Here is a 22,751-nt window from a genome sequence, read left to right as displayed (position 1 = left end):
GCCGGCTCGAATACCCGATTTGCCGCAATGGGCTGCCGTTGACGTAGGTCAACTCCTTCAATCGCATCCGGCCTAGAAAGACCCGGCAACCGTCTTCGAAGCTGGTATTGATGCGATCTTTCCATCAGATGGAACGTCTTCTACGCAGGGCGTGCCGCGTCGTTGTTGCGCTCTCGCTCGTCGGGTGCCCCGGCATCGCTGTGGCCGACGACGACATGAAACTGACGCCCACGCAGATCGAAAGCCTCGGCATTCGTGTCGTGCATCCGGTTTCGAGCAGAACCGACCAGACACTGCCTTATCCGGCGCAGATCGTCGTTCCGACGCCTCAATTGTGGGTGGTGAGCACGCCCGTTGCCGGCATGGTCACCAATCTGGCCGTCGCGCGCGGGGATCGCGTGAGCGCCGGCCAGCCGCTTCTGACGCTGGAGAGCCAGGGGTTCGTGTCACTCCAGCGGGACTATCTTCACGCCGTCGCGCAGGAGGTTCTTGCGAACCAGCAGCTCAAGCGGAACGCCGATCTCTTCGAGGGCAAGGCCGTCCCACAACGCGTTCTCGAGGCGAGCCAGGCCGAGGCCCGCCAGGCCACCATCGCGGTCGCAGAGCGCCGGCAGATGCTCCGGTTGGCGGGGCTCTCCGATGACGCAATCTCCCGGTTGGCGAGCGACGCGGCAATCAGCGGGACGCTGACCGTCAATGCGCCGCAGACGGGATCCGTGGTCGAGATCGCGGTCTCGCCGGGGCAGCGGCTGGAGCAGTCCGCGCCGCTGGTCAAGCTTGCCCGGCTTTCGCCGTTGTGGGCCGAAATCGCCATTCCAGCGGCCAACATCCGCGCAATCCGCACCGGTGCGCGGGTCGAGGTCGAAGGTTACGCAACGCCCGGTCGCGTCGTTCTGATTTCCGAGACGACCGATGCGGCGACGCAAACCATCCTGGTGCGGGCCGAAGTGCCGAACAGCGGCCAATTGCACCCGGGCCAGACGGCGTCCGTCCGTCTTAGCTTCCTCTCCGAGGGCGAGAGCGCCTGGGAGATTCCCTATAGCGGTCTCGTCCGTCGTGGCGAGCAGAGCTGGATATTCAAAGCCATCGAGGGCGGCTTCCGGCTGGTATCGGTCACGCTGCTCGCAGAGGACCAGGATCACGTCGTGATATCCGGCCCGATCAGCGACAAGGACGAGGTTGCGATCGCGGGCATCTCGGCGCTTCGGGGCATTCTCTCGCGGCTCGGAGCCGGCCAATAATGCTCCAGCGTCTGGTCGCCTTTGCGCTCTCGCAGCGGCTGTTCGTCCTGCTCGCCGTCTTGCTGCTGATCGGCGCGGGCGCAACGTTCCTCCCCAGCCTGCCGATCGACGCGTTCCCCGACGTTTCACCAGTCCAGGTGAAAATCATCATGAAGGCACCGGGCCTGACGCCGGAGGAGGTCGAGCAGCGCATCACCGTCCCGATCGAGCTCGAACTGCTGGGCCTGCCGAACAAGAAGATCCTGCGCTCGACCACCAAATACGCGCTCGCCGACGTCACGATCGATTTCGAGGACGGCACGGATATCTACTGGGCGCGCACCAGGTCTCCGAGCGGTTGTCGAACATCGCTCGTGACCTTCCCGAGGGGGTGAGTGGCGGGCTTGCGCCGATCACCAGTCCGCTCGGCGAGATGTTCATGTTTACCATCGACAGCTCCGAGCTGTCGCTGGCGGAGCGGCGAACCCTGCTCGACTGGGTGATCCGACCGGCGCTGCGCACGGTTCCCGGGGTTGCCGACGTGAATGCCCTCGGCGGCTACGTGCGGGCGTTCGAGATCGTCCCGCTCAACGATGCGCTCGCCGCGCGCGGCATTTCGTCGGAGCTGTTTCGCCGCGCCGTCGAAACCAACAGCCGCAACGACGGCGCGGGGCGCGTCAACCAGGGCGAGGACAGTGCCCTGGTGCGGATTGAAGGCAGCATCCGCACGATCGACGACATCAAGGCCATTGTCGTGGACACCCGCGACGGGGTCCCGATACGCGTGAACGACGTTGCGCGGGTCAAGGTCGGGGCCCTGACACGCTATGGGGCAGTGACGGAGAACGGCCAGGGCGAAACGGTCGAAGGGCTGGTGCTGGGCTTGCGCGGAGCCAATGCCGGCCAACTGGTGCGTGACGTCCGCGCAAAGCTCGAGGAGCTGAAGCCCGCGCTGCCCCAGAGCGTATCCCTCAACGTGTTCTATGACCGAAGCCGCCTCGTCGGTCGCGCCGTCGGCACGGTGGTGCGGGCGCTCGGCGAGGCGACCGTGCTGGTGGTCGTCCTGTTGTTGCTGTTCCTGGGCAATTGGCGCGCATCGTTGGTGATCGCCCTCAGCCTGCCGCTCGCGATCGTCATTGCGCTCCTGGCCATGCGTGCGGTTGGAATGTCCGCCAATCTGATGAGCCTCGGCGGGCTTGCGATCGCGATCGGCATGCTGATCGATGCGCTGGTGGTGGTGGTCGAGAACATCGTCGGAAATCTCGGCAATCACGAGCCGGGCAGGGGCCTTCCGCTGATCCACGTCATCTTCCGGTCGGTCTGCGAGGTGCTGCAACCTGTCGCTTCCGGCGTGCTGATCATCATGATCGTGTTCGTGCCGCTGCTCACCTTGCAGGGGCTCGAGGGCAAGCTCTTCATCCCCGTTGCGCTCGCAATCATCTTTGCGCTCGCCGGCTCGCTGTTGCTGGCGCTCACCGTGATCCCAGTCGCGACCTCGTTCCTGCTCAAATCGGCAGGGCACGGCGAGCCGCTGCTGATCCGCCTCGCGCAGCGCGTCTACGCACCCGCGCTGGACTGGTCGCTGCGAAACGAGCGAAAGGTCATTGCTGCAGCTCTCCTGGCGCTGGTCGCGGCAGGGTACGCCTATTCGCAACTCGGCAAGACCTTCATGCCGACCATGGACGAGGGCGACGTCATCGTCAGCGTCGAGACGTTGCCGTCGGTCAATCTGGACGAATCCCTCGCGATCAACGCGAGGATCCAGTCGGCGCTCTTGAAGGTTCCGGACGTCACCGGGATCATCGCGCGAACCGGTTCCGACGAGCTCGGGCTCGATCCCATGGGACCGAACCAGACTGACACGTTTCTCGTGCTCAAGCCTGTTGAAGAGAGAGCCGCCCCGGACAGGGCGGAGCTCTTGAAGGCGCTGCGCAACGTGCTCGCCGACTTTCCGGGCATCTCGCTCAGCTTCACCCAACCCATCGACATGCGGGTGCAGGAGATGATCAGCGGCGTGCGTGGCGACGTCGCTGTGAAGGTCTTCGGCAGCGACGTCGGCAGGCTCAACGAGATTGCGACGAAACTGTCCGAGATCCTCACCAGTATCGAGGGTGCAGAAGACGTCTACACGACGCTCAACGAAGGTGCGCAATACTACACGGTCGTCGTGAACCGGATGGAGGCCGGCCGTCTCGGTCTGACGGTGGACACCATTGCCAATGCGCTGCGGACCCAGATCGAGGGGCGGACGATCGGCACCGCGCTCGAGGAGGGCCGTCGCACGCCCATTCTGGTCCGGGGAAGCGAGACGACGCGGGAGGCGCCCACATTGCTCGCGAGCCTGCCACTCACGCTCGCCTCCGGGCAGCACGTCGCGCTGTCCCAGGTCGCGCGCATCCAGCGCGTCGACGGCCCGGTGAAGATCGACCGCGAGGACGGCAACCGGATGAGTGTCGTTCGCGCCAATGTGCGCGGCCGCGACATGGTCGGCTTCGTCGAGGCGGCCCAACGGAAGGTCGCCGCCGATCTTTCGCTGCCGAAGGGCTATCGGCTCACCTGGGGCGGACAGTTCGAAAACCAGCAACGCGCTGCCGCGCGCCTTTCGATTGTCGTGCCCGTCGCCATCGGTCTGATCTTCGTGTTGCTGTTCACGACCTTCGCTTCCGTTCGGCAGGCCTTGCTCGTGCTCGTGAACATCCCGTTCGCGCTGATCGGAGGCGTGTTTGCCCTCGTCTCGACCGGCGAATATCTGTCGGTTCCGGCCTCTGTCGGATTCATCGCCCTGCTCGGAATCGCGGTCCTGAACGGCGTCGTGCTGGTTTCGTATTTTAATCAGTTGAGGGCGCATGGCGTCGGCGAGGACCAGATCGTGGTCGACGGTGCCAGGCGGCGGCTCCGCCCGGTGCTGATGACCGCCAGCATCACCGCATTGGGCCTGATCCCGCTCTTGTTCGCTTCCGGTCCGGGATCGGAGATCCAGCGGCCGCTGGCGATCGTGGTGATCGGAGGATTGCTGTCGTCCACGCTGCTCACGCTCATCCTGCTCCCCATCCTCTATCGCCGGTTCGGCGGCACTGCGAAGGAGTCAAAATGACCAGCGAATATGTGTGCCTGTCGTTGATCCTGGCGCGAAAGCTGCGCGATGAGCTGCTCGACTTTCTCAGCGAGCAGCCGGGCCAGACGTCCGGCTTCACGGTCTCCGATGCCGCGGGACACGGCTCAGGCGTGCAGTTGCCGACGGCCGCCGAACGTGTGAAGGGCCACGCCGATCAGGTGCATGTCCAGATCGTTCTGCCAGGAGCGGACGCCAGGCGCCTGGTCGATCAGCTCCGGCATTCGTTCGCGGGCTGCAATCTCGTATATTGGATTGCTCCGGTGGCCGAGTTCGGAACCATCGCGTAGTCCGGAGCAACCTCTACCCCGCCGCTTCATCAAACTGCGTGCTGGCCCCGAGCCAATGCTCTTCCGCGCGCCTTCGACAGCTGCGCGGCCGCTGGCCGTTTGTCACGCACGTCATAGGGATCAACCGGACTTGATCTGGATCATGGAGCTTGGCCGTCCGGCAGTGCAGGCTCGGATGGTCCCGCCAGATAAGGGACCGCTTTGACGACAAGAACTCCAGAGGATCATCCAGGGACCATTGATGTGAGCAACCTCGCCAAGATTGAACGCGATCCGAACTACCAGGAGCTCGTGCGCCGACGTTCGTCGCTGGGCTGGATGCTGTCGGCGGTTATGCTTGTTGTCTATTTCGGCTTCATCCTGCTGGTCGCCTACGCTCCCAAGTTCCTCGGGATACCGCTGGGCAGCGGCGTGACGACGATCGGCATTCCAATCGGACTGTCCGTCATCGTGCTCGCCTTCCTGCTGACGGGTATCTATGTCCGCCAGGCGAATTCCAGTTACGACGTGCTCATCCGCAAGATTGTCGAGGAGAACCGCTCGTGAAGAAATTCTCATGGCTCCTGGCGATCCTGCTCGCAGGCCTGCCCACCATCGCGCTCGCCGCAGGCAGCATCGACGGCGGCGTTAAGCAGGCGACCAACTGGTCGGCGATCGGTATGTTCGTCGGGTTCGTTGGCCTGACGCTCGTCATCACCTATTGGGCCGCCAAGAGGACCGCATCGGCCGCGGATTTCTACTCGGCCGGCGGCGGAATTACGGGCTTCCAGAACGGACTTGCGATCGCAGGCGACTACATGTCGGCGGCGTCCTTCCTCGGCATATCGGGCCTCGTCTATACTTCGGGCTACGACGGCTTGATCTACTCCGTCGGCTGGCTGGTGGGATGGCCGATCGTCACCTTTCTGATCGCCGAACAATTGCGCAACCTCGGAAAGTTCACCTTTGCCGACGTGACCTCGTTTCGGCTCGGGCAGACCGAGATCCGTATCCTGGCGGCGTGCGGCTCGCTGGTGACGGTTGCGTTCTATCTCATCGCGCAGATGGTCGGTGCCGGTAAGCTGATCCAGCTGTTGTTCGGTCTCGACTACTGGATCGCGGTCGTCCTGGTTGGCGGCCTGATGATGATCTACGTGACGTTCGGCGGGATGAAGGCGACGACCTGGGTGCAGATCATCAAGGCGGTGCTGTTGCTCTCAGGCGCAACGTTCATGGCCGGAGCCGTCCTCTACAAGTACGGGTTCAGCCCGGAAGCGCTGTTCACCAAGGCAACAGAGGTGCATCCCAAGAAACTCGCGATCATGGAGCCCGGCAGCCTGATTTCCAATCCGCTCTCGGCCATCTCGCTCGGCCTGGCGCTGATGTTCGGAACGGCGGGCCTGCCTCACATCCTGATGCGCTTCTTCACCGTGAAGGACGCTCAGGCGGCCCGCAAGTCCGTGTTCTACGCCACGGGTTTCATCGGCTATTTCTACATCCTGACCTTCATCATCGGCTTTGGCGCGATCACGCTGGTTTCGACCGACGCGATGTTTCTCGATGGGAGCATTCTCGAGAAGACCAAGAGCGGAATCGCGGCGATCAAGGGCGGCTCCAACATGGCGGCGATTCATCTCGCGAACGCCGTCGGCGGCAATCTGTTCCTTGGCTTCATTTCGGCCGTTGCCTTTGCCACGATCCTGGCCGTCGTGTCAGGCTTGGCTCTGGCCGGGGCATCATCCATCAGCCACGATCTCTACGGCATGGTGATCAAGGGCGGCAACGCAAACGAGCAGGACGAGATCCGGGTCTCGAAGATTGCGACACTGGTGCTCGGCGTGCTTGCGATCTTCCTGGGCATCGTGTTCGAGAACCAGAACGTCGCCTTCATGGTGGGCCTTGCTTTCGCCATCGCGGCATCCTGCAATTTCCCCGTGCTGGTGATGTCGATCTTCTGGAAAGGCCTGACGACGCGGGGAGCCGTGTTCGGCGGCTTCCTTGGCCTGTTCAGCGCGGTTGTGGGCGTGGTCCTCTCGCCGGCAGTCTGGGAGGCGACGCTTGGCTTTGCCAAGGGGTCGGCTCCCATCAAGCTGGACAATCCGGCGCTGTTCTCGATGGCGCTCGCCTTTGCGGGGATCTGGCTGGTCTCGATCCTGGACCGCAGCAAGCGTGCCGCGGCCGATCGCGATGGCTTTGACGCGCAATATGTCCGATCGCAGACCGGTATCGGTGCTGCTTCGGCCACGGCTCACTAGGCGAGGATCTGCGGGACGTCGCTTCGGTACCGACCGGCTCATATGGGCCGGCCGGTGCTGCGCTTTCGATGATCAGTCGTCGGATCCTCGGATGGTCCGTATCTTCGAAAGGCCGAAATGCCCAAGGCGTTCGACATCACCAACCCGCCGTTCGATCGTCTGACGCCGGGCGAGGCCGAGACGTTGCGGGCCGCGCTGGACATCGGGTACTTCAGTCCGGGCGAAGCGATCATCGGGCGGGACGCCCCGGCGGAGGCGCTCTATGTCGTGATCAAGGGCATCGTCGAGGAGCGGAACGAAGCCGACCTGCTGGCATTGCTCGGTCCCAAGGACACGTTCGACAGTCGTGCGCTTGTTCACGACCATAGCGGCCACCAGTTTATCGCCCGCGACGAGACGCTTTGCTACGTGATCCCCCGGAAGGTCGCGCTCGGTCTGATCAAGGCGAACCCGCGCTTTGCGGCTTTTTTCTACCGGGAGATATCCCAGAAGCTGGACGAACTCGCCAACGACGAGGAGACGGGACGTTACGGCTCGTTGATGCACGCCAAGGTCGGCGAACTGTTCCTGCATCCGCCGGTGTTTCTGGCTGCCAGTGATACGATCGAGGCCGCCGGGCATCTGATGCGCGAGATCAACAGCAATGCGCTGTTTGTCCGGGACGGTGAGCGGATCGGCATCGTGACCGGCATGAACCTGTCCAAAGCGGTGGTGCTGCGGCGCCAGTCCATCCAGACGCCGGTCGGCGAGCTCGCGAATTTCGACATCGTGTCGCTGCGCCGTGACGATTTCGTCTCCTCGGCCCTCCTGCTCATGACCAAGCACAACAAGCGGCGGCTTGCCGTGCGCGACGGCGAAGAGCTCGTCGGAATTCTGGAGGAGATCGATCTGCTGGGGTTCTTGGCCGGAAGCGCTCAAGTCATTGCCGGCCGCATCGATCGAGCCTCGAGTCAGCAGGACCTCGCCACCGCGGCGCGGGAGATCGAGACGCAAACGCGCGTGCTGCGACGGCAAGGGGTCAAGGTAGAGGTCATTGCGGAGATCGTCTCCGACCTCAATCGACGCCTGCTGTCTCGATTGTTCGAAATGGTCGCGCCGGCCGAGCTGCGCACCAGCAGCTGCCTGATCGTGATGGGAAGCGAAGGGCGGGGCGAGCAGACCATCCGTACCGACCAGGACAACGGCCTTATCCTCGCAGGTCCGATGCAGGGCGAAATCCTGGAGGCGTTCCGTCAGGAATTCTTCGTCGCTCTGCAGAGCTTCGGCTTTCCGCCCTGTCCGGGCGATATCATGGTGCGCAATCCGCTATGGTCCCGGCCGCTTTCGGAGTATCGCGCGGATTTGCGCCGCTGGATCGTGCTTCCCGATCAGGCCGGGCACATGAATGTGGCCATCGTCTACGATGGGCAGGCAATCGCGGGCAATGAGCAGCTCCTGAACGACGCCAAGACGGCGCTGATCGACATGACCCGGGGCGAGCAGGCGTTCATGGCCCACTTCGCGCGCGCCGTTGACGCGTTCGAAACGCCGATCGGCCTCTTCAACAACCTGATCACGTCGGAGGGCACCGGCGATGCGCTGGATCTCAAGAAGGGCGGCATCTTTCCCATCGTGCACGGCGTTCGCAGCCTGGCGCTCGAGCAGGGCCTGCGCGAGACCTCCACCGACAAGCGGATTTCCCGGCTCTGTGATCTCGGCGTGCTGCAACGGGACTTTGGACGCGACTTGAAACAAGCCTTCCGATTCCTGCTGATGCTTCGGCTCGACGGGCAGCTGGCCGCATCCGCGGGCGCATCGGGAACTCTGGTAAGACCGGCGCACTTGTCCAGCATGGAACGTCATCTATTGCGTGACGCGCTCCAGGTGGTGAAGAAGTTTCGGGAAATTGTCGGTCATCATTTCAAGCTCGGCATGTTCTAGAATGCTGCCCCGTGCGATCAAACGACTGTTGCACCAGGCGACCCTGAGCGATCAATCTTATCGCTTCATGTTCGATCGCGCTCCGGACGACGAGTTTGTCGTCATCGATTGCGAGACCACCGGTCTGAATGTGCGAACGGACAACGTCGTCGCCATTGCCGCAATCAAGATCCGCGGCAACCGGATTTTGACCAGCGCGCGCTTCGAAGCCATTGTCCATCCCGACAGCGAGCTGGAGGCGGAGGCGATCAAGATTCACCGCTTGCGCCGGTCCGACGTCGAAGCGTCGCCGATCGTCTGGAAGGTGCTGCCAGGCTTTCTGCATTTCATCGGGCCGCGCCCGCTGATCGGCTATTATGTCGACTTCGACATCGCCATGCTGGACAAGTACATCCTGCCGCTGGTGGGAATCGAACTGCCCAACGAACGCATCGAAGTGTCGCGGCTCTACTACGAACGCAAATACGGCAACGCGCCGCCGAATACCGAGGTCGATCTGTCGTTCGCCGCGATCCTCCACGACCTCTGCATTCCGCCTCTTGGGCAGCACGATGCTTTCAACGACGCATTGATGACTGCGATGATGTTCCTGCAGTTGCGCGACCTGACCAGGCGCGGCGTCCGTATCGCGCGCCAACGTGCCAGCCCCGTTTTCAATCAGTTCGGGGGATAACCGGGCCCGGCGCGGCGGAGCAGATTGTCCAACAGCTACAGACAGAAACGTACAGGTACTTTAATACCTGTACTGTGCATGGGGTTGTTCTTCAGATTTTGATGGAGCCTTGGCCGGCCGAGCCCGGACCGACGTTCCGCGGTCGCAAGACTAGCCCGCCGCCTCGTCGAATTGCGTGCTCGCCTCGAGCCACTGCTCCTCGGCGCGCGCCAATGCCTCGGCCGCATTGGCGCGGGCCTTCGACAGCTGCGCGGCCTGCTTGGGATCGCGGGCAAAGATGTCGGGCAGGGCGAGCGCCGTGTCGATCTTGGTGATGATGTCGCTGACGCGGGCGATCTCGGCTTCGGCTTCGGTAATGCGCTTCCTGAGCGAGCCGCGATTGTCCGACCTCGGGCGCTGCGGCTTCTCGCTTGGCGTACTGCGCTCGCGCGGGGCGGGTTCGCTGTTGCGCGCCGACAGGACCAGGCGGCGGTATTCGTCGAGGTCGCCGTCGTAATTGGTGACGGTGCGGTCGGCGACGATCCAGAGCCGGTCGGCGCAGGCCTCGATCAGATAGCGATCATGCGAGACCATGATCACCGCGCCGGGGAATTCGTTGATGGCTTCCGCAAGCGCAGCGCGGCTGTCGATGTCGAGATGGTTGGTCGGCTCGTCCAGGATGATCATGTTGGGGCCGAAGAAGGTCGCAATTCCGAGCAACAGCCGCGCCTTCTCGCCGCCCGACAGTCTTGCCACCTTGGTGTCGGCCGCCTTGCCGGAGAAGCCGATCGCGCCGGCGCGCGCCCGCACTTTCGCTTCCGGCGCATCGCCCATCAGCTTGCGGACGTGATCGTAGGCGGAGGCGTCCTCGTTCAGCTCATCGAGCTGATGCTGCGCGAAATAGGCGATCGAGAGCTTGTCGGCGCGCGTGACCTTGCCCGAGAACGGCGCGAGGCGGCCGGCGAGCAGCTTCACCAGCGTCGACTTGCCGTTGCCGTTGGCGCCGAGAAGCGCGATGCGGTCGTCATTGTCGATGCGCAAGGTGACGCGGCCGAGCACCGGCGTCGCCGGATCGTAGCCGACCGAGGCGTTGTCGACGGCGATGATCGGCGGCGACAGAATCTTTTCCGGCGCGGGGAAGCTGATCTCGCGCACGTCTTCGGTGACCAGCGCGGTGATCGGCTTCAGCCGCTCCAGCATCTTGACGCGTGATTGGGCCTGGCGGGCCTTGGAGGCCTTGGCCTTGAAGCGGTCGACGAAGGCCTGCAGGCGGGCGCGTTCGGCCTCCTGGCGCTTGACCGCCTTCGCATCGAGCAGCTCGCGCGCGGCGCGCTGCTCCTCGAAGGAGGAGTAGGTGCCCTTGTAGAGCGTGAGCTTGCCGCGCTCCAGATGCAGGATCTGGTCGACCGAGCTTTCGAGGAGGTCGCGGTCGTGGCTGATCACGATCACCGTGCGCGGATAATGCGCCAAGTGGTCTTCCAGCCACAGCGTGCCTTCGAGATCGAGATAGTTGGTGGGCTCGTCGAGCAGCAACAGGTCGGGGGCCGCGAACAGCGTCGCGGCGAGCGCGACGCGCATGCGCCAGCCGCCGGAAAACTCGGCGCAGGGACGGAGCTGATCGGCGGCGGAAAAGCCGAGGCCGGACAGGATCGCGGCGGCACGGCTCGGCGCCGAATGCGCGTCGATGTCGACCAGCCGGGTCTGGATCTCGGCGATCCGGTGCGGATCGGTGGCGCTCTCGGCTTCGTGAAGCAGCGCGTCGCGTTCCAGGTCGGCCTTGAGCACGACGGAGATCAGGCTCTCGGGGCCGTTCGGGGCTTCCTGCGCGAGGCTGCCCACCCGCCAGCGCGGCGGCAGGGTCACCGCGCCGTGCTCGGCCGCGAGCTCGCCGCGGATCACCTTGAACAGCGTCGATTTGCCGGTGCCGTTGCGTCCGACCATGCCGACGCGCGATCCGGGCGTGATCTGCACGGAACTCTGGTCAATCAAAAGGCGTCCGGCGAGGCGGATGGAGAGGTCGGTGATAGCAAGCATGCGGCCTTGTCACCGCAGCCGGGATCAAACGCAACCGTTTTTGCGCAGCCCGTTCTATGTCTACGGCCTGTCAGTGAGCGCCGCCTTCGCGGTCGCGCTTCTTCAGCTCGTCGAGGAGCTGTTCGAGATGCGTGGGCAGCCGGGGGTCGGGGCGGAGTCTCTGCTGAAGCCGTTCCCCCACGGCATCGCAAATCGAGCGGCTGGTGCGCCGGTCGATTTGTTCGCTGTCATTGGCGAAAGGGCCCGTCATCACGAGGTTCCATGTTGCAGAGTAACGACACGGTACCAAGTCGTTGGCCTCCAAATGGTTTCGCCGGTCGTGGGGAATGCCGGACATTCTCGTGAAAATTGTATGAATTCGTCGTGCCTGCTCAAATGCGAGGCCCCGGCGGGGGGATCGCCGGGGCCTCTCTTGGAAGGTGCCGTGGGGGGCCGGCACCCTGAGTTAAGGTGCTGTCGGGCTCAGTAGCAGCGGTTGATCAGCCGCCAGCGGGGTCCCCAGGGGGTCGGGACCAGCCGGCGCACATAGCAGCCGCCATAACCGTAGGAGACGGGGGCATAGAAGCGCGGGCCACCCCAGCCATAGCCGTGATGCCAGCCGCCGCCGTGCCAGCCCCAGCCGCCGCCATGCCAGTGAGCAGAGGCCGAGGTCGGTGCCAGCGCGGCACCCAGCGCGACCGCAGCGACAGCGGCAAGCGAAAGTTTCCTCAACATGGTGATCTCCTCAAAACTGCCGGCGCGGGGTATCGCGTCGATGGAAAGGCCGCCGAAACGGTCTGCCTGATGATCAGGCTTTGGTTTCGATAGACCCAACCTTACGCCGGCGAAGCTGAACCAAAGCCTGAATGGGGGCTTCAGATTGGGTTCATCTCGATGAAATCTCGGTAATCCATCGCTGGATCCGCCGGGGCGGCCTGCGGCGAAGCGCCCGGGAGGCGGGTTTTGGCGGTCGCTTGCCGTCTGGCGAAGGCGCCGATATAAGCCCCGCAACTCCGAACCACCGCTTTTCTTCTCAAGGACAAGATCATGGCCATCGAACGCACTTTCTCGATCATCAAGCCCGATGCGACCGCGCGTAATCTGACCGGTGCGGTTAACGCCGTGATCGAGAAGGCGGGTCTGCGAATCGTCGCGCAGAAGCGCATCCGCATGACCAAGGAACAGGCCGAGACCTTCTATGCCGTCCACAAGGCGCGTCCGTTCTTCGGCGAGCTCGTCGAGTTCATGACCTCGGGCCCGGTGGTCGTCCAGGTGCTCGAAGGCGAGAACGCCGTCGCCAAGTACCGCGACGCGATGGGCGCGACCGATCCGTCCAAGGCGGCCGAAGGCACCATTCGCAAGCTCTACGCAAAGTCGATCGGCGAGAACTCCGCACACGGTTCGGATGCTCCGGAGACCGCCGCGATCGAGATCGCGCAGTTCTTCTCGGGCAACGAGATCGTCGGCTGATCATTCAGCCGATACGTTAAAGCGACGGGGCGAAAGGACTCATTGTGAACTGGCTCTGGCAGATCTTCGATCCCGCTACGATCGGGGCATTCTTCACCCAGTTCCGCAATGAGATGGCCGAGCCGACCTTCTGGATTGCGGTCGGCAAGATCATCTGGATCAACATCCTGCTCTCCGGCGACAACGCGCTGGTGATCGCGCTCGCCTGCCGCGGCCTCAAGCCGCGGCACCGGCTGTGGGGCATGATCCTGGGCGCCGGCGCGGCGGTGGTGCTGCGGATCATCTTCACCGGCATCGTCGCAAGCCTGATGGAGCTGCCGTATCTCAAGCTCGTCGGCGGTCTCGCGCTGATCGTGATCGCGGCCAAGCTCCTGGTGCCTGAAAACGAGGACGAGGACGGCGTCGAGTCGGCCTCGCATCTATGGCAGGCGGTGCAGATCGTCGTCGTCGCCGACATCGTCATGAGCCTGGACAACGTCATTGCGGTCGCCGCCGCGGCCAATGGCAGCGTGCCGCTGTTGATCCTCGGCCTTGCCATCAGCGTTCCCCTGATCGTCGCCGGTGCGGCGCTGATCATGGCGCTGCTCGCCAAGCTCCCGGTCCTGGTGTGGGCGGGCGCTGCGCTGCTCGGCTGGATCGCGGGCGAGGTGATCGCGACCGATCCCGGCGTCGCACCGAAGCTGCACACGCTGTTCGACGGTCCGTTCGGTGCCTCGCTGGACAACATGCTCGGTGCACTGCGCATCCCGGCCCAATTCGGCCATGGCGGTGGAGGCGGCGAATATTTCTGCGCGGCGCTCGGCGTCATCGTCGTGCTGGTCGTCGGCACCATCTGGCGCCGGCGCAGCCTGAGCCAGGCGGCGCTGGAATCCTCCGAGCGCCACGCCAAGGCGTCGGCAGAGTAAACTTTTCCGAGGGACGCATATCTCACCTCTCCCGCAGGGAGAGGTGAACTACCGACGCACGATCGAGCCGGCCCGGTTGACCAGGCGGGCGAGCTGGCGGAAGCGGCTGCCGACGCGGTCGGCGACGATGTCGCCGAGACGATGCTCGAACACCAGCATCAATTTGCGGCCCTGGCTGCGGAAATGCGTGGCGGGCAGCACGCCCGGCCGCGCCGCCGAGATCAGATGCGCGACGCGGAATGCCGCGCCGAGCAGGCGGGCGCGGTCGAGCTGGGCCGGCGTCAGTAACTCCTGCATGGTGGCCGGCGGTTGGTTTTCCTCGCTCAGGCCCGCATAGCGATAGAACACGGACAGGCCGACGAAGGCGCGCTCGGTGTGGGTGATCGCGCCGAAATTGCCGTTGACGACGAGGCTCAGCGTCTGCTCGCCGCGGTGATCGGGATGCACGCGCCAGCCGATGTCGGAGAGCAGGCACGCGGTGTGGCGCAAGCGGCGGTCTTCCTCGGTCTCGCGCAGCTTCACGACGCGCGCCAGGCGATCGGTCCAGGCGATCAGCTCGCGGGCGTGCTTGGCCGAGCGCGACAGCAGCTGGTTGAGCTCTTCGGCTGCGCAGATCAGCCCGTCCTTGTTGCGCTCGGTTTCCGTCAGCTTCTCGTGCAGCAGGCCCTCGCGTACGCCGAAGGTCGAGAACACGATGGTCTTGGGCTTTGCCACGCGGATGATGTGCTCGAGCACCAGCGCCGCGTAGGTGAGGAGCGGGCGCCGCGCATCGGCAACGATCTCGATATCGGCGAGCATGTCGGCGGCCGCCAGACGGCGAAGGCGGCGCGAAAAGTCGAGCGCCTCGGCCGCGGAGATGGAATAGCCGTGCATCACCTGGAGCGGATAGCCGCTCTGGATGATGTGGATGCGCGCGAGCGCGCGCCAGGTGCCGCCGACGGCGTAGAATGTGCGGCCGCTGCCCGCCTTGAGCTGCGGCACCCCGTCGAGCTCCTCGCGCACGATACGGTCGGCGCGCTTGAGCGATTTGTGGGCGAGGTCCTGGAGCGCGAGCCCGCCGAGCGGCAGCGTCACGCCGCTGCGCACGCTGTTCCTGCGCACGTCGATCAGTTCGAGCGAGCCGCCGCCGAGATCGCCGACGATGCCGTCGGGGTGGTGGATGCCAGAAATCACGCCGAGCGCCGACAGCCGCGCCTCGCGCGGGCCCGACAGAATCTCGATCTTGACGGCGCAGATGCGCTCGGCCCTGGCGATGAAGTCGGGGCCATTGGAGGCGTCGCGGCAGGCGGCGGTCGCGATCGCGAACACGCGACCGACCTGCATCACGCGGCACAGCGCGCGGAATCGCTTCAGCGAGGTCAGCGCCTTGTCGACGGCGTCGGGCGCAAGCAGCCCCGTGCTCTGCACCTCGCGCCCGAGGCCGCACAGCGTCTTCTCGTTGAAGATCGGAATGAGGCTCCGCGCCAGTCCCTCGTAGACGACGAGGCGGACCGAGTTGGAACCGATGTCGATGACCGCGACGCTCGAGCCGCGCTTGCGCGGCCGAGTCACGTCGACGCCCGATCAGGATGGATGGCGTTCGTTCCGGCGCGTGAGACGACGCGGCGAGGATTCCTTGAGCGACTTTCCACGGCCAGACAGACTCGGATTTGTCATGAAGTAGTTGTGGACGTTGAAAGGCTCCTCGCCCTTCGCGGTCTTCATACGCGTTGAGGACCCATCCGGCAACAATTGCCAGCTCTGCTCATTGTCCTTGAGATTCGCGACCATGATCTGTTCGAGAACCTGCTGATGCACCGTGGGATTTTGCAGCGGACACAGCACCTCGACGCGGCGGTCGAGGTTGCGCGGCATCATGTCGGCCGAGGAGATATACACAGCCGCTTTCGTACTCGGCAGCCCCTGGCCCATGCCGAAGCAGTAGATTCGGCCGTGTTCCAGGAAGCGCCCGATGATCGACTTGACGCGGATGTTCTCCGACAGGCCGGGGATACCGGGCCTGAGGCAACAGATACCGCGTACCACGAGCTCGACCTGGACACCGGCCTGTGAGGCCTCGTACAGCGCGTCGATGATGTCGGGGTCGACCAGCGCATTCATCTTCATCCAGACCGCGCCGGGGCGGCCGTGCCGCGCATGCGCGGTCTCGCCCTGGATGTGCTCGATGATGCGCTTGCGCAGGGTCAGCGGCGACACCGCCATCTTTTCCAGATCGCTCGGCGCGGCATAGCCGGTGATGAAGTTGAAGACGCGCGCGGCGTCGCGCCCGATGGTCGGCTCGGAGGTGAAGTAGGAGAGGTCGGTGTAGATGCGCGCGGTGACCGGGTGGTAGTTGCCGGTGCCGGTGTGGACGTAGGTCGTGAGGCTGCCGCCCTCGCGGCGCACCACCATCGAGAGTTTTGCGTGCGTCTTCAGTTCGAGGAAGCCATAGACGACCTGCACGCCGGCGCGCTCGAGGTCGCGCGCCCAGCGGATGTTGGCCTCCTCGTCGAAGCGCGCCTTGAGCTCGATCAGCGCGGTGACGGATTTGCCGGCCTCGGCGGCTTCGGCAAGCGCGCGTACGATCGGCGAATTGTTGGAGGTGCGGTAGAGCGTCTGCTTGATCGCGACGACATCGGGGTCGCGCGTTGCCTGCTGGAGGAACTGCACCACCACGTCGAAGGATTCGTAGGGGTGATGGACGACGAGGTCCTTCTGCCGGATCGCGGCAAAGATGTCGCCGCCATGCTCGCGCACGCGCTCGGGATGGCGCGGCACGTAAGGGGTGAATTCGAGGTCGGGCCGGTCGAGGCGGGTGAGCTGCGAGAGCTCGTTCATGGCGAGCACGCCGTCGACCAGGAAGACTTCGTCGTCGGCGGCGGAGAGGGCATGCTGCACGAAGTTGCGCAGCTGCTCCGGCATCTTTGCATCGATCTCGAGCCGGATCACCGATCCGCGGCGGCGGCGCTTCAGCGCGGTCTCGAACAGGCGGACGAGATCCTCGGCCTCTTCCTCGATTTCCAGCTCGGAGTCGCGGAGGATGCGGAAGGCGCCCTGGCCATGCAGATTGTAGCCGGGGAACAGTCGGTTGATGAACAGGGCGGTCGCCTGCTCCAGCGAGATCAGCCGCATCGTGCCCTCGGACGGCAGGCGGATGAAGCGGTCGATCTTGCCGGGCATGCGGATCAGCGCGTTCATCTGCTTGCCGTCGGCGGCGCGCGTGAGCTGGAGTGCGATGGTGAAGCCGAGGCTCGGGATGAACGGGAAGGGATGGGCCGGGTCGATCGCGAGCGGCGTCAGCAGCGGGAACACGTTGTTGAGGAAGTAGTCCTCGATCCAGGTCCGCTCCGCCTTGGTGACTTCCTTGCCGTCCACCAGCACGATGCCGACATCGGCCAGCGTGGCGCGCAGGTCGCGCCAGATCGCCTGCTGGTCTGAGGCAAGCTGGGAGACCGTGCGGTTGATCAGCGCGAGCTGCTCGGACGGTGTCAGGCCGTCGGGGCTGCGCTCGGCAATGCCCTCGCGCACCTGGGCCTTGATGCCGGCGACGCGGACCATAAAGAATTCGTCGAGGTTGTTCGCGGAAATCGACAGGAATCGCACCCGCTCCAGCACGGGATGGCTGGGATTGACCGATTCCTCCAGGACGCGGCGGTTGAAATGCAGCCAGGACAGCTCGCGGTTGATGAATCGCTCGGGGCTCGATGCGATCGCCGGCAGGCTCTCGGTCTCCGGGGCTTTTTCTTTTATTTCAATAGCTTGCGCGGAGTCCATGAGAAGTCGGTCCATCCAGTTTGCCCCAATTTGCGACTGACGCGCAAAACCGCCGGGAGCATGTGTTAGGGCGATGACGTTTCGATGACATTGATGTTCCGCCGTTCCGCGCCGTCAAGCGGCGTTGGGGCGGGCGGGGTCAGGCGTCGCGGAGCAGCTCGGCGGCCAGCGCCCGGGTCACGGGGCGGCCGAGCCGCAGAGCCTCGCTGTCGAGCAGTTCGACGGCCTGCCGGGCGGCGGCCGAGGATCGCTCCAGGCGGGTGGCGAGGTAGCTGACCACGCTCTCGTCCACGGTGAGCTGGCGGTCGGCGCAGAATTTGACGATCAGGCCGCGGAAGAGCTGGTCGTCAGGAGGCAGCAGCGTGACCACCGGCACTGCGCGCAGCCGCGAGCGCAGGTCGTTGAGCTCGATGTCCAGCGAAGCCGGCACATCGCGCCCCGTGAACAGGACGTAGGCGCCGTCCTCACGGGCGAGGTTCATCAGGTGGAAGAGGGCGCGCTCGTCAAAATCCTTGGCCTTGAGATCCTCGACCACCAGCGCGCCGGTGGCGAGCGCGCCAGGAACGCCTGCGGCGGTCAACGCATTGGCCGTGGTCGAGCGGGCGCCGGCCTCCTCGGCCCAGATCGCGGCGAGATGGCTCTTGCCGCTGCCTTCGGGGCCGGCCAGCCACATGATCCGGTTCGGCCATTCCGGCCAGCCGTCGATCAAGGCGAGGCCGGCAGCGTTGGCGGGGCCTTCGAGGAAATTGTCCCGGCTGAGGCTCTCCGCGTGTGGCAGCGAGAACGCCAATTGTCGGGGGTGAACGCGGCCTGCCACGCTTGCTTTGCTCCATGCCGGACGGCCGGCTTCGCTTGAAAGATTCGACTTGATCGGGCGTGAGTTGGCCTTTTGCGGGGCCGGTTCGCGCTCATTTGGCCTCGATCGTGCTCATGTGCCGGACCCACTCGACGAGATAGAGCGACACGGAGGAGAGCGTGAAGATCGTGACGAGGCCCATCAGGATAATATCATAGGGCGCCGGCTTGAAACCGAAGGCAAGCGCGGCCAGCACCAGCGCTGCGAATGCCACCTGGGCGACGGTGTTGAGCTTCGACACTTTCGACGGCTTCATCTCGACGGGCCGGTCGAACAGCCAGGACACGATCACGGCGGCGACGATCATGATGTCGCGGGATACCACCAGGATCACGATCCAGCGCGGAATCGCGCCCCAGATGCCGAGCGACATATAGATCGAGACCAGCAGCGCCTTGTCCGCGAGCGGATCGAGCAAGGCCCCGAGCTCGCTTGCCATGTTGAAGCGCTTGGCGAGGAAGCCGTCCACGGCATCGCTGATCCCGGCGATCAGGAAGACGGCGAACGCCACCTCCATTTGGCTCGACACGATGGCCCAGACGATGATCGGGACCAGCATGATGCGGCCCAAAGTGATGATGTTCGGAATACTCACGCGGCGCTTCCCGGCACCCGGCCTGACCTCGAATCCGCCCCGTTTGAAGGCTGAACCCGTTGATATCTACATAGTATGGCGCCGAGCGCCATGCGAGCCATTGCGCGTCCCCGGAATTCGACGTAACCAGCCGCAACCCCACTGGAAATCGGGCATGACCGACCGCAAAAACGGCCTCACCTACGCCGATTCAGGCGTCGATATCGACGCGGGCAACCGCCTGGTCGATCTGATCAAGCCGATGGTGCGCGCCACCGCGCGGCCCGGCGCCGACGCCGAGATCGGCGGCTTCGGCGGCCTGTTCGACCTCAAGGCGGCCGGTTTTAGGGATCCCGTCCTGGTCGCCGCCACCGACGGCGTCGGAACCAAGGTCAAGATCGCGATCGAAACCGGCCTGCATGGCGGCATCGGCATCGATCTGGTCGCCATGAGCGTCAACGACCTCGTGGTGCAGGGCGCCGAGCCGCTGTTCTTCCTCGACTATTTCGCCTGCGGCAAGCTCGATCCGGAGGCGACCGCCTCGATCGTCGCCGGCGTCGCCGATGGCTGCCGGGAATCCGGCTGTGCCCTGATCGGCGGCGAGACCGCCGAGATGCCAGGCCTCTACAAGGACGGCGACTATGACCTCGGCGGCTTTGCCGTCGGCGCCGCCGAGCGCGGTACGCTGTTGCCGCGCAAGGACATCGCCGCAGGAGACGCCGTGATCGGTCTTGCCTCGTCGGGCGTGCACTCCAACGGCTTCTCGCTGGTGCGCAAGATCGTCGAGCAGTCCGGCCTCGGCTTCGAGGCGCCGGCGCCGTTCGCGCCTGTCATGACGCTCGGCGGCGCGCTGCTGACGCCGACGAAGCTCTACGTCAAATCCTGCCTGCGCGCGATCCGAGAGACCGGCGCGGTGAAGGGGCTCGCCCACATCACCGGCGGCGGCTTCACCGACAACATTCCGCGCGTGCTGCCCAAGAACCTTGGCGTCGGCATCGATCTGGCGCGGCTGCCCGTGCTACCGGTGTTCAAATGGCTGGCCGCGCAGGCCGGGATCGCCGAGCTCGAAATGCTGCGCACCTTCAACTGCGGCATCGGCATGATCGCGATCGTCGAGCCGGACAAGGTCGACCGGGTCGTGCAGGTCTTCACCGAAGCAGGCGAGAGCGTGGCGCAGCTCGGCACCGTGATCCCCGCCGAGGGCGAGCATCGCGTCGTCTACAATGGCCATCTCGATCTGGCGCCGTGATGAAGCGCCGCGTCGCCATTCTGATTTCCGGCCGCGGCTCCAACATGGTCGCGCTGATCAAGGCAGCCAGCGCGCGGGATTTTCCGGCGGAAATTTCCCTCGTCATCTCGAACAAGGCCGATGCACCGGGGCTCGAACGGGCCAGGGCGAGCGGCGTGAACACGCTGGTGATCGAGAGCAAGCCGTTCGGCAAGGATCGCGCCGGCTTCGAGGCGGTGCTGCAGGCCGCGCTCGATCAGCACGGCATCGAGCTGATCTGTCTTGGCGGCTTCATGCGCCTGTTCACGGCCGAATTCACCAGGGCCTGGTACGGGCGGATGCTCAACATCCATCCCTCGCTGCTGCCGTCCTTCCCCGGCCTCGACCCGCACGGTCAGGCCCTGCGCGCCGGCGTGAAACTGTCTGGCGCGACGGTGCACTTCGTGATCCCCGAGACCGATGCCGGCCCGATCGTGATGCAGGGCGCGGTTCCCGTCAGCGACCACGATACGGCGGACACGCTTTCGGAACGCATCCTCGAAGTCGAGCACCGCATCTATCCGGCCGCGCTGCGGCTATTGGCGACCGGCAAGGTCCAGATCGCGGGCGATGTCTGCAAGACGGCGGGCAGCGGGCCGTCGGAGAATTTCCTGATTGCGCCCGTGGCGAGCTGAGGCGCCGTCGCGTTTCGTCGTCGCAAACAAAATCCCCCGGCAGAGCCGGGGGCATCGTCGTGATGTCTCGCGTGTGGAACGAGAGATCAGGAGACCTTGAGGTTCTCCGCGGATGATTTTCCGCGGTTCTCCACGAGGTCGTATTCAACCACCTGGTTTTCGTTGAGGGTGGAGAGTCCAGCGCGCTCGACGGCGGAGATGTGGACGAACACGTCCTTGTCGCTGCCGTTCGGTTTGATGAACCCATAGCCCTTGGTCGGGTTGAACCACTTGACGGTGCCCTTTTGTGGCATCGTTCGTCTCCTCCGCTAGATACAAAAAAGACGCGGCCGCTTTTCGCGTGCCACGCCACAAACGGGCTTCCGGAAGTCTGTTCGAGTCTTGAGTCTCAATGTCGCGAAACGCACAGCCGAGCGCCAATTCCGATTGTGTCGGATATTGCAACACGAAAATCGCGCGTTAGCAAGCCATGCGCGAATTTCAAGGCCGGGCCGGGAGTGCCCGTCTGCAATTTCCGACCTGTGGCCGCGGAACCACAATCGGGAGCAATCACCCCCGTCTCAAGGCGCCAGCCGGTTGACCCTCCGTAACAGTTCGGCGCAAATCGCAGCATGCGTGCGCCGCTCGTGTTGCATTTTTGCGCGCCGCCATTTGCTTCGGGATTTGTCGTCATGCGCTGCACATCGCAGCCCTCCGGGACACGGCAGACGATCGGGCTGAACCGCGTCCGCCGGGGCGCGGCAGCGATCGCGATGTTGCTTGCGCTCGTCGTGGCGATTTTGGCGGCGACGCCCGGCTACGCGCAGACCCCGACGCCAACGCCGACCCCAACCCCAACGCCCACGCCGTCGCCGACAAATTCCGATGCCTACCTCGACCAATTACGACCAGTCGGTCGGTAACAGCACGCTCAATCTCGGGTCGGGGTTTCTGGAGCGGCTCGGCAACCAGGCGTCGGGTGGTTTCAACCGGGCGTTCCGGACCAATCCGGGCGGCGGCGGCGCGTCCGCAAGCACGGAAGATCCCCGTTACCGCACCTGGTTCGAGGGCTACGGTATTTCGGTCCGCACCGATGCGCAGGGGGATTTCGTCGGCGACAAGCGCAAGACGTTTGGCGGCGTCGCCGGCTTCGGCGCGCGGCTCGCGCCTGGCGTCAATCTCGGCTTCTCCGTCGATCAGAGCCACACCGATATCGACGTGCCGCTCGCGCTCCAGTCGGCGACGCTCGATTTGACCCAGGTCGGTTTCAACGGCTCGATCGACAAAGGCCCGTGGACCTGGGCGTTCGCGGTGGTGCACGGTTTCGGCAAGGTCCGTTCCAGCAGGGATACCGGCTTTGGCGTTGCCTCCGCCGGCTATCGCGCCGCGGTCGACGGCGCACTGACCGAGATCAGCTACTACTGGACCAAGGATCAGATGCGCGTCGTGCCCAAGGGTGCGCTCGAATATGTCCGCGCCACCAGTGCGGCATTCCAGGAGGCTGGCGGCCTCGATCCGCTCAACGTCGGCTCGACGGCGCTCTCGCGCGCGCGTGTCATGATCGGGGCCGAGGTCGGGCGCTACTTCATCTTCGACCAGAAGATTCTGGATCTCTCAGCGTACGGCAAGTTCGTTGACAATTTTTACCAGAACCTCGGCTCGGTCCAGGTCAGCCTCGGGACCCAGAGCATCGTCGTCCCCGGCATCGGTGAGAGCCGCTACGGCATGGATGCCGGCGCCTCAGCCTCGCTCAGCCTGACCAACACCGCGCGGCTCTACGTCAATTACGACGGCAAGTTCCGCAACGAGCTCACCTCGCACCAGGGCACGGTCGGCTTCGAGTATCGGTGGTGAGGCACAGCTCGCCTGCG

Annotated in this window: 18 protein-coding genes and 2 pseudogenes; 12 read left to right on the top strand and 8 right to left on the bottom strand. The window is 64.7% G+C overall.

Annotation, left to right across the window (positions count from 1 at the left end):
• The first annotated feature begins 128 nt into the window (after nucleotides 1–128).
• From EI171_RS27145 to EI171_RS27115, 7 genes and pseudogenes are all read left to right on the top strand, one after another.
• Entirely contained in the window at nucleotides 129–1,241 is a 1,113-nt protein-coding gene (locus EI171_RS27145) for an efflux RND transporter periplasmic adaptor subunit (RefSeq protein WP_371740269.1), read from the top strand.
• Nucleotides 1,241–4,314 (top strand): annotated as a pseudogene (locus EI171_RS27140) (efflux RND transporter permease subunit). Before EI171_RS27145 ends, EI171_RS27140 begins: the two are co-directional and overlap by 1 nt.
• Entirely contained in the window at nucleotides 4,311–4,622 is a 312-nt protein-coding gene (locus EI171_RS27135) for a DUF3240 family protein (protein ID WP_161535162.1), read from the top strand. The pseudogene EI171_RS27140 and the gene EI171_RS27135 overlap by 4 nt, the downstream one beginning before the upstream one ends.
• 243 nt (nucleotides 4,623–4,865) lie before the next feature.
• Nucleotides 4,866–5,168, top strand: a complete 303-nt coding sequence (locus EI171_RS27130; RefSeq protein WP_028171101.1) for a DUF485 domain-containing protein — start codon at nucleotides 4,866–4,868, stop codon at nucleotides 5,166–5,168.
• Nucleotides 5,165–6,856: a cation acetate symporter gene (locus EI171_RS27125; protein WP_011086889.1), complete on the top strand. Its 1,692-nt coding sequence runs from the start codon at nucleotides 5,165–5,167 to the stop codon at nucleotides 6,854–6,856. The genes EI171_RS27130 and EI171_RS27125 overlap by 4 nt, the downstream gene beginning before the upstream one ends.
• A gap of 117 nt (nucleotides 6,857–6,973) precedes the next feature.
• Nucleotides 6,974–8,776: a putative nucleotidyltransferase substrate binding domain-containing protein gene (locus tag EI171_RS27120; RefSeq protein ID WP_161535161.1), complete on the top strand. Its 1,803-nt coding sequence runs from the start codon at nucleotides 6,974–6,976 to the stop codon at nucleotides 8,774–8,776.
• Nucleotides 8,742–9,449 (top strand): 3'-5' exonuclease, encoded by a 708-nt coding sequence (locus tag EI171_RS27115; RefSeq protein WP_231166704.1) that lies wholly within the window; start codon nucleotides 8,742–8,744, stop codon nucleotides 9,447–9,449. Before EI171_RS27120 ends, EI171_RS27115 begins: the two co-directional genes overlap by 35 nt.
• 150 nt (nucleotides 9,450–9,599) lie before the next feature.
• Here the strand turns inward: EI171_RS27115 and EI171_RS27110 are convergent, their stop codons facing one another.
• From EI171_RS27110 to EI171_RS27100, 3 genes are all read right to left on the bottom strand, one after another.
• Complete coding sequence (locus EI171_RS27110; protein ID WP_161535160.1) at nucleotides 9,600–11,462, bottom strand: ABC-F family ATP-binding cassette domain-containing protein; 1,863 nt, start codon at nucleotides 11,460–11,462, stop codon at nucleotides 9,600–9,602.
• Between the two features lie 70 nt (nucleotides 11,463–11,532).
• Complete coding sequence (locus EI171_RS27105) at nucleotides 11,533–11,712, bottom strand: hypothetical protein (protein WP_028171105.1); 180 nt, start codon at nucleotides 11,710–11,712, stop codon at nucleotides 11,533–11,535.
• A gap of 212 nt (nucleotides 11,713–11,924) precedes the next feature.
• The gene (locus EI171_RS27100) at nucleotides 11,925–12,176 is read right to left on the bottom strand and encodes a hypothetical protein (RefSeq protein ID WP_027576269.1); all 252 of its coding nucleotides are present in this window, start codon (nucleotides 12,174–12,176) and stop codon (nucleotides 11,925–11,927) included.
• A 312-nt stretch (nucleotides 12,177–12,488) separates the two neighbouring features.
• Here EI171_RS27100 and ndk point away from each other — a divergent pair, with 312 nt between their 5' ends.
• Nucleotides 12,489–12,911 (top strand): nucleoside-diphosphate kinase, encoded by a 423-nt coding sequence (gene ndk / locus EI171_RS27095; protein ID WP_011086893.1) that lies wholly within the window; start codon nucleotides 12,489–12,491, stop codon nucleotides 12,909–12,911.
• A gap of 44 nt (nucleotides 12,912–12,955) precedes the next feature.
• Complete coding sequence (locus tag EI171_RS27090; protein ID WP_060911753.1) at nucleotides 12,956–13,816, top strand: TerC family protein; 861 nt, start codon at nucleotides 12,956–12,958, stop codon at nucleotides 13,814–13,816.
• Nucleotides 13,817–13,864: 48 nt separating this feature from the next.
• Here EI171_RS27090 and ppx read toward each other — a convergent pair whose 3' ends face one another.
• From ppx to EI171_RS27070, 4 genes are all read right to left on the bottom strand, one after another.
• A complete protein-coding gene (gene ppx, locus EI171_RS27085) occupies nucleotides 13,865–15,367 on the bottom strand; it encodes an exopolyphosphatase (RefSeq protein WP_161535159.1) in 1,503 nt (500 codons plus the stop codon).
• Nucleotides 15,368–15,379: 12 nt separating this feature from the next.
• Nucleotides 15,380–17,569 (bottom strand): RNA degradosome polyphosphate kinase, encoded by a 2,190-nt coding sequence (locus EI171_RS27080; protein ID WP_161537081.1) that lies wholly within the window; start codon nucleotides 17,567–17,569, stop codon nucleotides 15,380–15,382.
• A gap of 139 nt (nucleotides 17,570–17,708) precedes the next feature.
• Nucleotides 17,709–18,386, bottom strand: a complete 678-nt coding sequence (locus EI171_RS27075; RefSeq protein ID WP_161535158.1) for a DnaA ATPase domain-containing protein — start codon at nucleotides 18,384–18,386, stop codon at nucleotides 17,709–17,711.
• 91 nt (nucleotides 18,387–18,477) lie between these two features.
• Nucleotides 18,478–19,020: a CDP-alcohol phosphatidyltransferase family protein gene (locus EI171_RS27070; protein ID WP_011086898.1), complete on the bottom strand. Its 543-nt coding sequence runs from the start codon at nucleotides 19,018–19,020 to the stop codon at nucleotides 18,478–18,480.
• A 154-nt stretch (nucleotides 19,021–19,174) separates the two neighbouring features.
• On the opposite strand from EI171_RS27070, the gene purM reads away from it, so the two are divergent.
• Both purM and purN read left to right on the top strand, forming a co-directional pair.
• Nucleotides 19,175–20,248: a phosphoribosylformylglycinamidine cyclo-ligase gene (gene purM / locus EI171_RS27065; protein WP_028171110.1), complete on the top strand. Its 1,074-nt coding sequence runs from the start codon at nucleotides 19,175–19,177 to the stop codon at nucleotides 20,246–20,248.
• Nucleotides 20,248–20,901, top strand: a complete 654-nt coding sequence (gene purN, locus EI171_RS27060) for a phosphoribosylglycinamide formyltransferase (RefSeq protein WP_161535157.1) — start codon at nucleotides 20,248–20,250, stop codon at nucleotides 20,899–20,901. The genes purM and purN overlap by 1 nt, the downstream gene beginning before the upstream one ends.
• 86 nt (nucleotides 20,902–20,987) lie before the next feature.
• Here purN and EI171_RS27055 read toward each other — a convergent pair whose 3' ends face one another.
• Nucleotides 20,988–21,194, bottom strand: a complete 207-nt coding sequence (locus EI171_RS27055; RefSeq protein ID WP_008129967.1) for a cold-shock protein — start codon at nucleotides 21,192–21,194, stop codon at nucleotides 20,988–20,990.
• A gap of 378 nt (nucleotides 21,195–21,572) precedes the next feature.
• On the opposite strand from EI171_RS27055, the pseudogene EI171_RS27050 reads away from it, so the two are divergent.
• A pseudogene (locus tag EI171_RS27050) lies at nucleotides 21,573–22,734 on the top strand (autotransporter outer membrane beta-barrel domain-containing protein).
• The last annotated feature ends 17 nt before the right edge of the window (nucleotides 22,735–22,751 follow it).

This window comes from Bradyrhizobium sp. LCT2 (assembly GCF_009931255.1).
GTDB lineage: Bacteria > Pseudomonadota > Alphaproteobacteria > Rhizobiales > Xanthobacteraceae > Bradyrhizobium > Bradyrhizobium diazoefficiens.
Note: the sequence above shows the minus strand (reverse complement) of the source record. Positions and strands in the feature narration are given on the sequence as shown.

What these genes read in the sequence shown, in the direction of transcription:
- EI171_RS27120 (WP_161535161.1), top strand. Translation starts at nt 6,974, where the DNA reads ATGCCCAAGGCGTTCGACATCACCAACCCGCCGTTCGATCGTCTGACG.
- EI171_RS27135 (WP_161535162.1), top strand. Translation starts at nt 4,311, where the DNA reads ATGACCAGCGAATATGTGTGCCTGTCGTTGATCCTGGCGCGAAAGCTG.
- purM (WP_028171110.1), top strand. Translation starts at nt 19,175, where the DNA reads ATGACCGACCGCAAAAACGGCCTCACCTACGCCGATTCAGGCGTCGAT.
- ndk (WP_011086893.1), top strand. Translation starts at nt 12,489, where the DNA reads ATGGCCATCGAACGCACTTTCTCGATCATCAAGCCCGATGCGACCGCG.
- EI171_RS27055 (WP_008129967.1), bottom strand. Translation starts at nt 21,194, where the DNA reads ATGCCACAAAAGGGCACCGTCAAGTGGTTCAACCCGACCAAGGGCTAT.
- EI171_RS27105 (WP_028171105.1), bottom strand. Translation starts at nt 11,712, where the DNA reads ATGACGGGCCCTTTCGCCAATGACAGCGAACAAATCGACCGGCGCACC.
- EI171_RS27110 (WP_161535160.1), bottom strand. Translation starts at nt 11,462, where the DNA reads ATGCTTGCTATCACCGACCTCTCCATCCGCCTCGCCGGACGCCTTTTG.
- EI171_RS27145 (WP_371740269.1), top strand. Translation starts at nt 129, where the DNA reads ATGGAACGTCTTCTACGCAGGGCGTGCCGCGTCGTTGTTGCGCTCTCG.
- EI171_RS27100 (WP_027576269.1), bottom strand. Translation starts at nt 12,176, where the DNA reads ATGTTGAGGAAACTTTCGCTTGCCGCTGTCGCTGCGGTCGCGCTGGGT.
- EI171_RS27080 (WP_161537081.1), bottom strand. Translation starts at nt 17,569, where the DNA reads ATGGACTCCGCGCAAGCTATTGAAATAAAAGAAAAAGCCCCGGAGACC.
- purN (WP_161535157.1), top strand. Translation starts at nt 20,248, where the DNA reads ATGAAGCGCCGCGTCGCCATTCTGATTTCCGGCCGCGGCTCCAACATG.